The sequence below is a fragment of the Gordonia sp. YC-XJ4 genome, assembly GCF_059511865.1.
The window spans coordinates 226,065-240,642 of sequence record NZ_JCAMPF010000002.1; the positions used below are offsets into that span (position 1 = coordinate 226,065).

Here is a 14,578-nt window from a genome sequence, read left to right on the forward strand (position 1 = left end):
TGACCGTAGACAAGAACGGTCGTGCCGGAGGGCATCAGCTTCCGTAGACCGGTGGACGTAATGCGACATTATCGGCGCGGCCACGGACATCGAGCTCCGCCGAACTCGATCAACCCTTCTCCCACCGCCGCCTCGTCCAATCCGACCAGATCCGGCCCGAAACGCGCCACATTCTTCCCAGGCCAGAGGTCATGGAACCAAGCCTGGCGGTGGAAGATTGAGTCGTGGAACCACGCGGTGTGGTGGAAGGTCGCGCCAGCGAATCCCGCGGCCTGGTGGAAGATTGCGCCGTTGAACCCCGCGGTCTGGTGGAAGGTTGCGCCGGTGAACCATGCGGTCTGGTGGAGGGTTGCGCTGGTGAACCATGCTTCGCGGTGGAAGGTCGCGCTGGTGAACCGCGCGTCGTGGGAGGTTGCGCCGGTGAACCATGCTTCGCGGTGGAAGGTCGCGCCGTTGAACCACGCGGTCTGGTGGAGGGTTGCGCCGGTGAACCATGCTTCGCGGTGGAAGGTCGCGCTGGTGAACCGCGCGTCGTGGGAGGTTGCGCCGGTGAACCATGCTTCGCGGTGGAAGGTCGCGCCGTCGAACCACGAGTCCTGGTGGAAGGTTGCGCCGGTGAACCATGCTTCGCGGTGGAAGGTCGCGCCGTCGAACCACGAGTCCTGGTGGAAGGTCGTATCAGTCATGTCCCACGTCCCACTGACGACAACGTTCGACATGGGAACAGAGTCGTGGAACTCCGCTCCACGCAAGTTGAAATTGAGTTTTCCCCAAGGGCTTTCACGTCGGACGTATATCCATCTGTGACTTGGTCGCGCGCGGAGGTTGGTGGCGATGACGTTGACGATGCTGGCCCGGACTTGGCGGTCGTCGTGGCGGTACTCGTGGTGGGTCTCGACGCGGGGACCTATGTTCTTGCCGATCCCGCCGCGGGTCGTGGTGAAGATCTGCTTGGTTGTGGTCACTCCGTCTGGGGGAGGGGTGTAGGGCAACCGGAGATAGGCGCACAGCACGTCGATGCACGCTTGGGCCTCCTTGCGACCGGTCCGTCGGTGGCGCGGTCGTGTCCACCATTGCCAGGTGAGCCAATCGTTGGCGAGCGCCTCCATCGCGTACACGCCGGCGTTGCGGACCGCGGGATTGGCGTGAGCAAGTTGTTCCGCGACGTCTGTGTACCGGGCGCGACGGCTGGTCAGCCGCCAATGTCGTTCGGTCTGGGCACGCCGGATGAACACACCAGAGAGCGCCAGGAGTGCTGCAGCTACCGCGAGCAAACCCGCGATGACGGTGGCGCTCGGCTGCGTGAGCGTGAAGCCCCAGATCTCCGTAGTCGCCGGAGTCGAGGTGGGCGCCACGCCCGCGCCGGTGGTGGGTGCGGCCAGGACTGTCACCCACGACCCGCTAGGACTCATCGTTGACATCACCGACCACCTGATCCGTCGTGGCCGAGGGTGGTGGCTGCGGCGCGGGCTCGGGCGCAGTCGTCACGTATCGCGGTAGCCAGGCGGGGGTTGTCGGTGAGGGCTGCCACGGTGTCGAGGGTGCGGGCGATGCGGTGGAACAGGGCCGGCGGAGCGGTGATCGTCGTGGCGTCGAAGGCTGACTCTGATTGCAAAAGCCCGGCGAGGGACAGCAACTGCGCCGTCTCGTGGAGTCGGGCACGGCGATCATGGTCGTCGATCGCCGCGTATTGCTCGTAGAACAGGATGCTCTCGGCCAGGCCGGCGATCAGCCGGCCGAAGCTGGGCGTGGTGATCGACGCGGTTCGCGGCAGAGTGAAGATGTCGGCACCGGGCGACTCGTGAGCGAAGCCCACGATTAACCGGTCGGCGAGGTCGTCGAGCGCCGTGTCATCGAGGAACCGTCTCGCGGAGACCTCGGTGACGCCGAGTTGCGCACACACCGTGGCATGGCGGTCGGCCAGCAGTGTCTCGGCCGCATCAACACTGAGTGTCATCCCGCGTGCATTCACTCGCTCGGACAGCCCGATAGCGCACTCCCGCAACCACGTCCGACTCTGAGCACTCATACTCGGTTCCTCCAGCGTTCGTTGGCCGCCTGGGCGGTCCGATGGTCTTATCGTCAGCGGTCGTTGCTTTGGGTGTGCTCACTCGTTCGAGTGGGGTTGGCCGTCTCTGATGTGGAGGCGGGACAATGGTGTTCCGGGCCAGGTGCCGGGATCTGGGGTCGCCGTGATCGCTTCGGCTATGGCGGTGTCGATTGTGCTTGTCGCCCAACGGGGATCGACCACGATGGTGTCTGAGGAGTCACCGGACGACTGCGGGCCGACCTCGACGGTGACGGTGATCGGCACGGTGAGTCCGGGGATGCGCTCGAGGCGGTCCCGAACGTTGTGCGCGATCTGTTTGCCGTAGTCGCGCAGCTCCGAGCGGTGGTGCTCGTCGAGCTGTTCACGCAGCGTGGCGAGGTCTGCCAGAGCATCTTCGAGCGCTTGTTCTTCGGGAGTGGGTTCGGTCGGGTTGGCCTGCTCGGCCGCGAAGGCTGCTGCCCACTCCTCGGCAGTGGGCAGGGGTGGGGGAGGACCGTCGACGACGATCACTCCACGGTCGGTGTAGTAGGCGCGCATGCGGTCGTCGAGCTCGTGTCCGGGGTAGCTGTAGACCTGGCTTGGGGAGATGGCGTTTTCCCGCCGATCGAGTTCGGCGTCGTCGAGGTCCTCGTCGCGCAACCAGTCCGAGTCGAGGTCGTCGAGGATGTCGGCGGGCCGGATTACCACGTGCAGAGGCTCGGTGCGGTGGCGCCATAGGTCATGCTCGTCGTCGCCGACGGTCGCGACCAGGGCGTCGCGGATCACTGCGGCTTCCCAGGATCCCGGCCGGCCAGCCAGTACCGTGGCGATACCGCCGGCATTCGCCGCGGCGCCCGCCAAGGCGGCGCACACGAACTCCGCCCAGTCGATCGGAACCGGGCGTTCAGGGTCGGGTTCCCAAGCACCCGAAGCATTTTGGCGAGAGGCGTAGTCGTGTAGCCGAGTGGCTTCGGTGAGGACGCTGATCGCATCGGCTAGGACCTCACGGTAGGTCCGCGACGTCGACGTCGGCGGCGGTGTGTAGCCGGCATCGGCCAGTGCTGCGTCGAGGATCTCGCGGTACGGACACCCCAGCGTCGAGGCCAGCGCATCCAGCGTGCTGCGCGCCAACAGCCCACGCACACCCTTGGACCGCCACTGCGACAGATTTGCCGGCGACACCCCGACCCGCCGCGCGATCGCGGCGTCACTGACCTCCGGGTGAGAAGCCTTGTATCGGTCGATCAACCCGACCACCTGGGAAGTGCTGCTGGGTGCCATGCACCCAGCATACGCGGCCTGTCAATGCCGCTTATCGATTCGTTTAGTGCGACTTAACATAGTATATATTATCGGCGAATTGCGCTGTGGCGCAAGCTCTTTCGTCCCGATCCGATAAAACATGAGAGTTTGGCGTGTCCCCCGTGAACCGGTCCGGGTTGTTCTAGAGTCCTGATTGCCCTGGTGAGGGCAGAGAAGGGACGATGAGGAACATGGCAGGACGGAAGCGTCACTCGGCTGAGGACATCGTGCGCAAACTGCGCCGGGCCGACGAGTTGGCCGCCGAGGGTAAGACCGGCGAGGAGATCGCTGCCGATCTCGAGGTGTCGGCGGCCACCTTGTACAACTGGCGCCGCCAGTACGGCGGTATGGACGGCGATGCCGCCAAGGAACTCAAGGAACTGCGCGAGCAGAACAGCCGGCTCAAACGCCTGCTCGCCGATGCTGAACTGGAGAAGGACGCGCTGCGGGAGATCGCGAAGGGAAAATTCTGAGCCCAACGGCCAAACGCGCCGCCATCGACATGCTCAAAGATGTGAAGAACATGTCAGAGCGTATGGCGTGCAAGGTAGTTGGGCTTTCCCGATCGGCGTATCGGTGTCTGCCGCAGGCGCAGACTCCGGCCGACCCGGATGCCGCGCTGCGGGAGCAGCTGCGCACCTACGCCCGCAAGAATCCGCGGCACGGGTTCCGGCGGGCGTGGGCGCATCTGCGCTTCGACGACGGTATCGAGATCAATAAGAAGAAGGTGCATCGGTTGTGGAAAGAGGAGGGCCTGCAGGTCCGCCGTGCCCCGCGCCGGAAGCGGGCCGGCCAGTCGTCGGTGCCGATCATCGATGCTGATGCGCCGAAAGTGGTGTGGGCGTTGGACTTTCAGTTCGATTCCACGGTGGATGGGAAGAAGGTGAAGATTGCGTCGATGGTCGATGAGCACACCCGGATGTCGTTGCTGAATATCGTGGACCGCTCGATCGCTGCCGAGCGCCTGATCGAGGAGTTGGAGAAGGTGTTCGCGATCTGGGGTGGACCGCCGATGGTGCTGCGTATGGATAACGGCCCTGAGTTCATCTCTGAGGCGCTGCAGGCGTTTTGTGCAGGGTTGGTGGGCATCTCCTACATTCCGCCCGGCACACCGTGGAACAACGGGTTCATCGAGTCGTTCAACAACCGACTACGCGACGAGTGCCTGAACCGCAACTGCTGGCCGACCCTGCTCGAGGCCCGGGTGGTCATCGGCGACTTCAAAGACGACCACAACCACCGACACCGACACTCAGCGCTGGGCTACCAGACCCCCGCCGAGTACGCTGCCCAATGCACCCACCAGCATCACCCCGTGGGCTGCGAGATCGACTGATCGACTGCAAGTAGGAACTGGCTCTAGAACGGCCTGGACCGGCTATCGGGGACCTGCCAAGTTCTTCGCGTAAAGCATGAGAGTGTCCGATCGGTGACTCGGATCTTTCCGGATCGGACAAGTGCGTTGACCGACCCGATGACAGTTACGGACACCACCCTGGCGCCGATTATCGCGGCGGCGTTGACGGCGCCGCCATCGAACGCCCCTATCAACGGCCCTGACGCGACTCCGATCTCCCGTTACGTGACCTCGCACTCCCAATGGATGGGTGGCGTCATCTGCTTATGCCGTACTCATGAGGTCATGAGCTGTGAACGAGAGTTCGCTGCCTATCCCAGTTAGTCGAGGGCTTTAACTTTGGCCTCGATAAAGGCGATTTCGTCGGCGTCGAGCCCGTACTTCGAGTAGAGCTGCTGGTCAATCTCTGGGATGGATTTGGTCCAGTCGATGTCCGAGGACGAACTGAAGTCCTGGTCCGGGACGTACTTCCATGTGGTGCGCGGATTGTGCTGTGTCACCTTGAGGATGCCGAGCATCACTCGTGCGAACTTCGACTGGATGTATTTGAGGCAAGCTTCGCCGTCGGCCTTGGTGTCGAACGATCCGATGGTGATGAACGTTTGCGTGACGCCGGTTCCCGGCTCAAGGAGCAACGAGTAGCCGGTCACCAGCGCGGGTTTGTCACCCAACATCCCGCCCGCGTTTCGGGATGTTGGGACGGCGACTTTGTACTTGTCAAAACTCGACGGGCCGATGATGTATTCGCCCCGGATCCAGCGGTACACCCGCTTGTTCTTGATGACCCCCAGTAGTCGTACGTACGAGCCGCCGTCGGTTGGCGGGCTCTCATGAAAGAGGAACGACAGTTGCTCAAAGCTATTTGTGCTGACGCGAAACTGGGCATCACTCGACATCAGCGCCGCTGCTTGTGGGTTGGCCTCGTGCATCGCCGGAGTGAACGAATAAGCACGGCCGCTCGACACGTGACTATCGATGGAAGATGCACCTGACCCAAGCACCTTGTGGAGGATCGTGTTGAGAGCGGGGAACATCGTGAACGTGACAATCGGTTCCCCGCGTCGTGATGCGTCACGAAAAGTCACCGCCGCCCCGCCCATGATTTCCGTGCCCGGGAAGAGGTCGTCACTGTTCGGAGCATAGTGAGCGACGGTCAGATGTGGGTCGGCGAGCATCTTCTGATTCCATGCCTTTGGAGTGAAACCGGCGTTGAAGAGAAACCTCGCTGGAGTTATGAGCACGACCTTCTCCCCAATCTCGTAGGCCGCATCCATGAACAGGTGATAGACGGGTGTGTCCCGCGTGCCTCCCCCTTGGGCTTCTTCCTGGTACGGCGGATTGCCGATCACGACGTCGAACTTCTTGTTCACGACAGTTCTCCTTCGGCCAGCATGTCGTCGACCATCGTTTGGCGCTCCTGTGGGGTCATCGCGGCCAGGTTGCCCACTCGGAAGTGACCGGAGCCTTCGATCCATGCTTTACGTTCGGCGATGCCGCCCGAAACGGCCTCGACGGTGATGTCGTGAAGAATTTTGTCGTGGCTCATCTCGAAGATCTGCGTCGTCAGGATGTGCTTGAGGCGGTCCTGCTGATCAGGGATCGCGGCGGCGAGCCCCGTCTCTAGCCGGCGCACCAGCTCCATCAGGAACAGGCCGGCCGTCGAAAACGGGTCCGCGAACGTGGTGGTCGGGTCGGTGAAGATTCCCGGGTTTTCGGCCTCGAGGGTGTCGACCATGGTCTTGACCACGTGCTGCGGGGTGAACACCAACGACGTCTTCTGGGGCGGTATGTAGGCGAAGATGCTCTCGGCCTGCTCGTCGTTGAAGTAGTCGGCGAGTGACTCTTTCTTATCCAAGAACTCTTGAATCGACTGGTCGAAGACGGACTCGTCGAACAGGCCGGGGATCGTCGTGACGACACCGTCGTTCCCGGTGACCTGGTGTCCGTCGCGTAGGAGCCGGAATTCGGTTTCGGTGATGCCGGTGATTTCTTCAAACACGTCATCAGGGGTGTAGTCGTCGAAGTTCGCCAGGCGCATGCCGCGGTCGCCGTAGGCCATCAGGAACATGGGGATGGTGCGGGCGAAACCCCGCAGGTGGGAACGTGCGTCCTCCATCGTCTGGTTGGCGCGCTTCTGCTCTTTCTTGGTTTCCTCGCGCGTCACAACCTCCGGCACGATCGAATCCATCGTCCCCTCGACGATGTCGATGATGCTCGCCTTGAAGGCATCGTCCTGGTCAGATTTCCTGGCTATGACGGCGGCGGCGTCGGCTTCGGTGGCGGCGTTCGCCAGCTCGTCCTCGAGATGCTTGCTGGCGATGTTGTGTTCGGTATAGGCGCGTTCGACTTTGTCTTTGACGGTTTGCGCAGTGTGTTTCTCGTCGCGTTCGACCTGCTTAGCCGTGAGCCCATAGGACTCCTTGAGCTCCTCGCGCTTTCGCCTGCTCTGTGCGGTTACCGCGTTCGCAATCTGCGTTGCCGCCGTGTGGACAGGGGTATCGGGCTCGATGCTCGGGATGTCGCCGATGTCATAGACCGGTTTGCCGAGCTCAGCGACCTTCGGGTTAATGACAGTCTCGACATCGACCTGAACGTTTCCGTCGGCGTCGGTGGTGGGCGGTGGATGTGGAACATCGATGGGCTGTCCGGTGGTGACTCTGCCCTGTTTGGCGGTGGGCAGTTTGTCGAGGATCTCCTTGACGTGCTCGGAGTACCGGAAAATGCCGGCGACGTTGGCGAACAGCAGGTTCGACAGGAATCCGCGACGCACCACCTCGCGGGCTTTGAACACCTGCGGGAAGGTCAGCACGTCGGTGGCGTCGAGCTCGATCATCCGGCCCTCGACGTCCTCACCCAGGATCGGGAAGAAGTTGAGCAGTCGGCGGATGTTGTCGAGCCGCGCGCGGTTGTCGCCGGACGGATTCGGGTGCAGGTTGTTAGCGAAGGCGTCGAAGATCGTCAGGGTGCGTTCAGGCGCGAAGTCGAAGATGTAGGCGTTCTGCTTTTGGTAGACGTGCCCGGCCCGCTCGAAGGTGCACGGATTCTGCGCACGAAACGCCGCCTGCATGTATTGCGCCGGCGACGACAGGTTCGACAGCATGATGACTGCGGTCCACTCGGGCACGGTGACGCCGGTGGTCAGCTGCCCCACAGAAAGGGTAATGGTTTTCCCATCCGCGGTCTCGGCCGCCGCGATGGCCGCGCGAACCTTGTCGAGGGACTTCCCCACCGCCACGGGGTCGGTGTTGTCGTCGCTCTTACCGTCGCCTGCGGCAAGAATGACGGTGTAGTCCTGGAAAACAGCATGTTTCTTGAGAAGTCGCTCAAGGGCTTTCGCGGAGGCGACACGGTTGAGTAGCCAGAAGGAGTGCCGTATCTCGTTCCGCAGTTCGGGGGTGGAGAACGGGTACTTGTCGTTGGTCGCCATACAGTCGAGAAACTTGATGACCTCGGCCTCGTGCTCGAAAAATCCGTTGTCCTTGGTCGCGAAGAACGCATTGAGATCGAACGTGTAGTCGATGTTGGCGGCGTCTTCGTCGATCGCGACGCCTTCGGCCAGGCGGTCGGTGATCATCCGTGAGATTTGGTAGGTCAGCAAATTGAGTGTCGGTAACGACGCGTACGGGTTTTCCTCACCGTAGTCCTGCTGCCAGTCCTGACGGGCTGTCTGTTCATCCTCGTAGGTCCAGTTGAAGATCTGATCCTGATCAAACTTGCCCGAGGCCAGGGCCTTGAACGGTGTTCCCGACAGATGCAGCGTCCAGGAACGCTTGATGTTGTCAAAGGCGACGTCGGTTTTGGTGGTGTCGACCCCCTCATGGGCCTCGTCGATGACCAGCAGATCCCAGTCGATCAGAGCGATGTGTTTGAGCTTGTCGTAGACGCCCCCGAAGTACTGCGAGCCCTTGAGATCCTGCAACGACAGAAACTCCACAATGCGCGGGTTGTCGTCGGGATGGTTGACCAAAAAGGCACGCCACTGCTCACGGGTCATCGGTGACCTGCTGGCCAACGCGGGTGAGTCGGAAACGAAACGAAACGACGTCTGGTGGCCGATGTAACGGGTGAAGTCGTCGAACCACGAGTTCGCGATCGCCGGGCGGTTGGTGACCACCAGCACGCGATGCACGTCCAGAGTTCGCATCAGGTCGTAGGCCGTCAACGTTTTTCCGAACCGTGGCTTGGCGTTCCAGAGAATCTCGTGCTTGCCTGCCGCGAACGCAGCCGCAGCCTGGTCGACGGCCGCCTGCTGCTCGGGACGCAACGTGTAGTCGTCTTCTCCCCCGCTGCCCGGTAAATCGGGGAAGTCCTGGCCGGCGAAGTCGTTGAAGTATTCCAGTGACGTCTTAGGTACCCCAGGACCGAAGTTGTGCCATTCGGTGCGCTTCGGCTTTGTCTCCCGCTCGACGCCATGCTGCTTGAGGTAGGCGTGAAAGTCTTTGTCGGTGAAGTACCCACCCGCCTCCGACATGAACTGCGCTCGCCGAGCCCATACCTTCTCCTTCTCGACCGACAACTGTGACCCCTGTTGCGCTATGCGGGCGTCGGCGGTCTGCTGGTCGGTGTAGCCGATCTTTTCCCAGCCGTCGTATTTGGGGATGTCGGGGGTCCTCCACGAATAGACCAGCGGGACAATCTCGCGGTACGTGCTGATCTTCGGACTAGGCACCGGACCTCACTTCCTCGTAGACCTTGTCGATTAGGCACCGCTGATAGGTGTCGTAGACAGTGAAATCGAAGGTGTCCGAGCGCAGCGACGCTAGGGTGAATACCTCACGCTGCACCATCCCTGGCGCTCCATCGACGCGGGTCCACCACGAAAACGTGATGTCCCGGCCCTTAGGAGTCTGGCCGGTCAGGGTATCGCCACGAACGACATTCGTGGCGATGAGGAACTTCGCCGCCCGCCGCACGTCGGTCTCGGCGCCAATCGAAATCCCGTGGGCCTTATGGAAACTCACGAACTCGCCGAGCATGCTCGCCTTCGCCTGCCGATGGTTGTCCTCAAGCAACTCGACGCCGTAGATCGAGGCCAACGCAAACAGGGACTCCTGTACCCACCGTTCGGCGGGGTAGCGCTGCTCGATCGCGTGGAGCTTGCGGCGCAGAATAGCCACGAGGAAGTTGCCGTCACCAGCCGCAGGCTCGAGGAAAGTCTTATCGACGAAGTCGGGGCCGGTCTCCAACTCCTCGCGGACCAAATCGAGCATCCGATCGACCATGTGACGCGGCGTGAAGACCTCGCCGTAAGTCTTGACACGATGCCGCGACTTCACGACCAGCTCCTCGATAGACGACACAACCGCCGTCACCGGTGGCTCCAATACCAACACCGGCGAGCACCACAGCGCGATAGAGCAGAACAAGCAGTAGCTGCGTTAGACAGATCGACGATCAAGTCAATTCGTGACGGCGACATATCCACTCCCAGTTTCCGTGGCCACAGGCTTCGGTAACACGCTAGCCGGGGGACGTGGCCGCAACCGCTCTGGAGGCTCCGTGTCGTCCCAGCACTGAAGGTCCAGCCTAGACTTGGACACTACGACCCGGCTCTCGCCCCAACCTGCCGCCACGTTCGCCGACAGACGTTTCGGATCGCTGGGCGGAAGGTGGCCCCCACTGATCCGCACACCATAAGAAATCCGCACACACTGCGAGACATCGCGGCTTGTGTCCCCAAGGGCTATCGCCTACTGAGATCCGCCTACCGAGATCCGTCCATGGACTGACCACCTCCCAGCCACCCTTGTCATCACCATGATGACGAGGTAGTGTCATCATCATGATGACAGCGCGAAAGGGGTTGGTGCCCAAGGACCACGAAGACAATGAGGGCGTTCGGAACGAGATTCGTCGTGGCGATCCGCACCACCCGAACGCTCCGGTGTTCGAACAAGCACTCCGGGAATGCGGGCTGCTGGTGTCAGCGGAGGAGGCCTCGCGAGCTCTGGCGTGGGATACCTGGCAGCGGTGGGATCGCGACGGCCGCCCCGTCCTCGACGACGAGGACCTGTATGAGGCGTACTGGAACCTGTTGGACGCTGTCGCCGTGCAACGTAACCCGGCGCCCGTGGACGCGATTGAGCGGCGTCAGGCGATGGCACGACCGCCGACCGAGGACGAAGCGCTGGACGCGGTCGCCGTCCTCGCTCAGGCGGGCCGCTACTACAGCAAGGGCCGCCATCACGACCAGTTGGCATTCGCGCTGGCCACCAGTGAACGGTTGACCGCGCAGAGCGACGAGATGCTACTCAACGCGGTGATCGCAGCCCGAAAAGACGGCCGCAGTTGGGAATACATCGGTGATGCCCTCGGCCTGGCGCGGCAGAACGCGTACCGAAGGTTCGCGCACCGTATCCCGGCCAGCGCGCAGGAGATCGTTGAGCAACTCAACGCCTACGAGGCCAGCCATTCTGCCGATGGCTCTGATGGGCCGGTCCACAACATTTGGCAAGACGTCATCTACCACCTCGACGCGTACGACTCGGAGGCGACGGCCGTCGCGGACCCCAATGGTAGTAACGACGTCATCGTGCTGACCGACGGGTCCACCATCGGGTGGGATCAGCAAGCGCGGCAATGGTATGTCGACTGAGATGCAGTCGGGTGCGGGGTTTCTCGCTGATGACGGCGAGCGAGTCCAATGTCACGAGTGTGGTCGCTGGTTTCGCGCCCTGACGTCGCACCTCACCCGTATTCACGGGTTGTCGAGTGAGGAGTACCGGGAGCGGCACGGTCTGCCCCGGACTCAATCCCTCACATCGTCTGCGTCTCAACAACTCCGCCACGAGATCGGAGTACGCCGCCGCGACACCGATCCGACGGTGATGGCCGCGCTCAACGGGGCCGCGGCCCGCGCCCAACGGGCGGCGGGGTTCCCGGACACTCCGCGCAGGCAAGTCAGTGCTGATCGGGTGGCCGCCAGCAAGCGCCGCTCCGCTCGGGAGCGACTCGATGCGGTGATCGCGGACGCGGGGTTCGCCGACCTCGCCGAGGCCGCCGGGTGGGCTGAGGACCTGGGGCTCGGCTGGTCGGGCCTGGCCGCCGCGCTCGGCGGCGTCGGCCACACGTGGCTGGCCGAGGTCGGCGCGGAGCGTGGCGTCACACTCACCGCGCCCGGCACCGCTGGTGCGCTGCACAGCCGCCGCTACCTCGCAGCGGCCCGCGACTACCGCCGCCAGTGGGGCAGCCTCGACGTGCCGACAGCCTGGACCACCGACGACGGTGTGCGGCTCGGGCGGTGGCTGGTGGTCCGCCGTAACTTCGCCCGCGCCGGCCGACAGTCCTGGGTGATGGACTCCCTCGACGACATCGACCCGCAGTGGCGCACCTACGGCCGCATCAACACCTGACCCGTCCGCCGCCACTCCCCCTCGCTTCGACCCACCCTCTTTTGGGAAAGGACCGCGATCATGGACAGCCTGCTGACCCGCGAGCAAGCCGTCGCCCGGCTCGCCGAGCGTCACGGCCTCGACGGCCGCCGACCGATCCGGCTGCCGACACCCGACCCGGACGGCCGCTACCCTGCCGACGTCGTCGACGGATGGCACAACCCCACACTCGATCACCGCCACCACGTGCAGTGTCCCGGCCTGGTCGCTGGTGACCCACAATCGCATCTCGCAGCGCTCGGCCTGCTCGCACTGCTCGCCGAGCAGCGACCCGAACTCGAGGTGCGCCTGGCCTGGGAACGAACTGACACCGGAACGCTCTGTGCCACCCTCGAAATCGACGGTGCCCGCCTGTGGGCGACCAGCTCCGAACGGTGGGCCGGCACCGCACGGCAAGGCCTCACCGCCACCGATGCGATCACCGACGAGATCGTGGCGTGGCTGCTCTACGACTACCGGCCCACCCCGACGATCAGCGCCTGGAACGGCGGGTCCGGACTCGGCCTGGGCTTCACCCCCGCCGGCAAACAGAAGGCCTCCACCCGGACCGTGCCCGCCCTGGACAGCGTTGCCGGACTCGGACCGCGCACCACAGATTGGGCCGACACCCTGACCGTCGCCCGCGACCTCGTCGACCGCGCACGCACCGACGGCTGGACCAAGAACGAGTTGATCACCGCCTGCCACAACCAGTTTCCCGACCCCCGGTGGGTGGCCGCGTGCTGGACCCTGCGCACCTCCGAGGACGGTGATGTGCTGGTGGCTGACCGGCTTCTCGGTACCGGCGGCAACATCGGATCCGGAGACCTCGGTGCCATCACCGCCCGCCGGGTCCTCGACATCGCCACCGATCCCCGATCGGAGGACTGGCTGATCGACACCCTCACCGCCGGCACCGCAACCCCCCTAGTTGCCGACACCGCAGGACATCTCGCCTTCCCCGGTCTGGTCAACCCCTGGCGGTGGCTGCTCGCCGTCGAAGGCCTGATCGCCGTCGCGTCGATCAACGCGTGGCTGCCCGGCACCTACACTCGGCTCTCTCGATGCATGACTGTCGGCTCGCTGACCGATCGTCACCACCAGGACGTCGACGTCGACTACACGCTGTGGCTGCCCGTCTGGGACGGCTGGCGGTCCTGGCCGACGATCCGTCAGGGTCTCGCGAGCTGGCTGCGGTGGCGCGGCCGCGACGCGCAGACCGCTGCCGACGCGCTGCTGGGCAACGTCGCCGATGATCTGACCGGCTGGGCGTACCCGATCGCGGCCCGAAACGGGCAGAACCACGTCATCTTGACCGGCGCACAAGGACTCCCCTGATGCCCGCCGGCAGCCGCCAGCGGCGCTACACCTCCCACGACGTCCAGCGGTGGCGGGCCATGCTCGACGACGGCTGGACACTGCGCGGACTCGCCGCGCACCTCGGCGTCTCCGACGACACGATCAAGCGCCGCGTCGGGCCCCTCGGCCGACGGACCGGGCCGCTCGAGTACGACATCACCCCCGACGAAGCTGTCGCCGCCTACAACGCGACCGGCTCTGAACAGCGCGCCGCGGACACTTTCGGTGTTTCCCGGTCGGTCATCCGACGCCGCCTCTACCTCGCAGGACTGCGCGATACCGACTTCCACAACCGATAGTCAAGGCTTTGTCGTACCCAGAGAGGATGATCTGGCACATGAGCAATATGCAGAATTCAGTGGCTGGCGATCCCCGAGACCAGTTCTCGCTCGATGCGCTCTACCCGTTTCCGCGCTGGACTTTTCGTATCGCGGCTCTGGCGTTCGTGGTGGTCGTGTGCGCCACAGTTGTCGCGTTTCGGAATGGGGACAACGCCTCGACCACCTGGGTGGAATGGGTTGCGGCTGTGGTCTGTGTTGCCGGTGTTCTTCGGCTGAGCTGGTGGGCGATCGCGCGTCACCTGGAGCGAAGTCGGCGGAACTCAGACGCATAGGACGTGACCGCAGATCGACTCGACGCCCGGGGGTGGGTGCTTTGACAGGTCTGGCAGTGTGCTGTGTAGTACAGTTCTGATCCACATTGTTGAATATGGGATTGGGGTTTGAATGTCACACCGAACACGAACACGAGCCACCGTGCTGGCCGGGGCTGTTGCCGCGGCGGCCATCGCCGGAGGAACCGTCGCCGCCGGGCACGCGGAGGCCCGCGACTACACCGCGCACGGTATCCAGCTCACGATCTCGCAGACCGCGTTCGTGGCCAACAACAACCTGGGAACCGCATTCTCCGGTATCCCCTACATTCCGAATCTCGTCTACAACCCCGCCTGGGGGCGCATCATTCAGCGGGACGCGCAGACCGCTGCCCGCCAGGGGGGCTGCATCGAGGTCGGCGTCGGCACCCCGAAGAGCGGCGGTGGCGGCAACATCGACTACGTCACCATCTGGCCCGCACGCCATTGCGCCCGCTGACCTCTGGCCTGTAACCAGAAACCGCCGCAACATTGATCGCCGCCGGGCCTGTGCCCGGCGGCGTTGACGG

The 14,578-nt window shown here is 63.7% G+C and carries 13 protein-coding genes and 1 pseudogene; 8 read left to right on the plus strand and 6 right to left on the minus strand.

From position 1 onward, the window contains the following. Window positions 1–68 precede the first annotated feature (68 nt). The 3 genes from AC5ZH6_RS28930 to AC5ZH6_RS28940 all read right to left on the minus strand — a co-directional run bounded on the left by AC5ZH6_RS28930 (window position 69) and on the right by AC5ZH6_RS28940 (window position 3,310). Window positions 69–1,412: a pentapeptide repeat-containing protein gene (locus AC5ZH6_RS28930; protein WP_496169460.1), complete on the minus strand. Its 1,344-nt coding sequence runs from the start codon at window positions 1,410–1,412 to the stop codon at window positions 69–71. An 8-nt stretch (window positions 1,413–1,420) separates the two neighbouring features. Next, window positions 1,421–2,029 carry a hypothetical protein gene (locus AC5ZH6_RS28935; RefSeq protein WP_496169461.1) on the minus strand — a complete coding sequence of 203 codons (609 nt, stop codon included), beginning with the start codon at window positions 2,027–2,029 and terminating at the stop codon, window positions 1,421–1,423. 78 nt (window positions 2,030–2,107) lie between these two features. Next, window positions 2,108–3,310 carry a helix-turn-helix domain-containing protein gene (locus tag AC5ZH6_RS28940; RefSeq protein ID WP_496169462.1) on the minus strand — a complete coding sequence of 401 codons (1,203 nt, stop codon included), beginning with the start codon at window positions 3,308–3,310 and terminating at the stop codon, window positions 2,108–2,110. Window positions 3,311–3,522: 212 nt separating this feature from the next. Between AC5ZH6_RS28940 and AC5ZH6_RS28945 the strand changes: the two genes are divergently transcribed. Further along, window positions 3,523–4,667, plus strand: a protein-coding gene (locus tag AC5ZH6_RS28945) for an IS3 family transposase (protein ID WP_370530165.1) whose coding sequence is annotated in 2 segments (ribosomal slippage) — window positions 3,523–3,790 and window positions 3,790–4,667 — 1,146 coding nt in all. Because the reading frame shifts where the segments join, the coding sequence is not laid out codon by codon here. Between the two features lie 341 nt (window positions 4,668–5,008). Here AC5ZH6_RS28945 and AC5ZH6_RS28950 read toward each other — a convergent pair. The 3 genes from AC5ZH6_RS28950 to AC5ZH6_RS28960 are packed head-to-tail and all read right to left on the minus strand — an operon-like array spanning window position 5,009 to window position 10,021. After that, entirely contained in the window at window positions 5,009–6,058 is a 1,050-nt protein-coding gene (locus tag AC5ZH6_RS28950; protein ID WP_496169463.1) for an Eco57I restriction-modification methylase domain-containing protein, read from the minus strand. After that, complete coding sequence (locus AC5ZH6_RS28955) at window positions 6,055–9,357, minus strand: DEAD/DEAH box helicase (protein WP_496169464.1); 3,303 nt, start codon at window positions 9,355–9,357, stop codon at window positions 6,055–6,057. Before AC5ZH6_RS28955 ends, AC5ZH6_RS28950 begins: the two co-directional genes overlap by 4 nt. Next, a complete protein-coding gene (locus tag AC5ZH6_RS28960) occupies window positions 9,350–10,021 on the minus strand; it encodes a DNA methyltransferase family protein (protein WP_496169466.1) in 672 nt (223 codons plus the stop codon). The genes AC5ZH6_RS28955 and AC5ZH6_RS28960 overlap by 8 nt, the downstream gene beginning before the upstream one ends. Window positions 10,022–10,494: 473 nt before the next feature. Here AC5ZH6_RS28960 and AC5ZH6_RS28965 point away from each other — a divergent pair, with 473 nt between their 5' ends. The 7 genes and pseudogenes from AC5ZH6_RS28965 (at window position 10,495) to AC5ZH6_RS28995 (ending at window position 14,508) form a co-directional block, all read left to right on the plus strand. After that, a complete protein-coding gene (locus tag AC5ZH6_RS28965; RefSeq protein WP_496169467.1) occupies window positions 10,495–11,283 on the plus strand; it encodes a hypothetical protein in 789 nt (262 codons plus the stop codon). Between the two features lies 1 nt (window position 11,284). Further along, window positions 11,285–11,470 (plus strand): annotated as a pseudogene (locus AC5ZH6_RS28970) (MucR family transcriptional regulator); the annotation flags it as partial. 45 nt (window positions 11,471–11,515) lie between these two features. Then, entirely contained in the window at window positions 11,516–12,040 is a 525-nt protein-coding gene (locus AC5ZH6_RS28975) for a helicase associated domain-containing protein (protein ID WP_496169670.1), read from the plus strand. 60 nt (window positions 12,041–12,100) lie between these two features. Continuing rightward, window positions 12,101–13,396, plus strand: a complete 1,296-nt coding sequence (locus AC5ZH6_RS28980) for a hypothetical protein (RefSeq protein ID WP_496169468.1) — start codon at window positions 12,101–12,103, stop codon at window positions 13,394–13,396. Further along, window positions 13,396–13,716, plus strand: a complete 321-nt coding sequence (locus AC5ZH6_RS28985; RefSeq protein ID WP_496169470.1) for a hypothetical protein — start codon at window positions 13,396–13,398, stop codon at window positions 13,714–13,716. The genes AC5ZH6_RS28980 and AC5ZH6_RS28985 overlap by 1 nt, the downstream gene beginning before the upstream one ends. Window positions 13,717–13,754: 38 nt before the next feature. Continuing rightward, the gene (locus AC5ZH6_RS28990; RefSeq protein WP_496169471.1) at window positions 13,755–14,030 is read left to right on the plus strand and encodes a hypothetical protein; all 276 of its coding nucleotides are present in this window, start codon (window positions 13,755–13,757) and stop codon (window positions 14,028–14,030) included. 112 nt (window positions 14,031–14,142) lie between these two features. After that, the gene (locus tag AC5ZH6_RS28995; protein WP_496169472.1) at window positions 14,143–14,508 is read left to right on the plus strand and encodes a hypothetical protein; all 366 of its coding nucleotides are present in this window, start codon (window positions 14,143–14,145) and stop codon (window positions 14,506–14,508) included. Window positions 14,509–14,578: the final 70 nt, after the last annotated feature.